At 37.0% G+C, this 270-nt stretch carries 1 protein-coding gene; it reads right to left on the reverse strand.

Annotated elements, in window-relative coordinates; genetic code table 11:
* Window positions 1-190: hypothetical protein (locus AAEY80_RS14570; protein ID WP_350588593.1), on the reverse strand; the 190-nt coding region annotated here is incomplete at its 3' end.
* Between the last annotated feature and the right edge of the window lie 80 nt (window positions 191-270).

The following is a 270-nucleotide window of genomic DNA, read 5'->3' on the forward strand; positions in this document are numbered from 1 at the left end:
GCTCTGGGTGACTCGTTTCAATTTTCTGTTTTAATAACTGCATAGCTAAATAACCTTGGCGTCCTAAGCTGTACTCAAAATAGTAATAGTCAAACTTTTCTATTGTTACTTTATCTGCATCTAAACGCGCTATTTGGCTGTTTGTAGATAAGCTTTGAAAATTTAATAAAGGGGAGTTAACAGCAAGCATACTAACGAGCACCACCCACCCCATCACAATATTTATTTTGCTAAGCGGCTCTAGCCAATTGTCTCGCTTTGTTATAATTC

It is taken from the genome of Psychrobacter sp. 78a-MNA-CIBAN-0178, assembly GCF_040309625.1.
Taxonomy (GTDB): Bacteria; Pseudomonadota; Gammaproteobacteria; order Pseudomonadales; family Moraxellaceae; genus Psychrobacter; species Psychrobacter okhotskensis.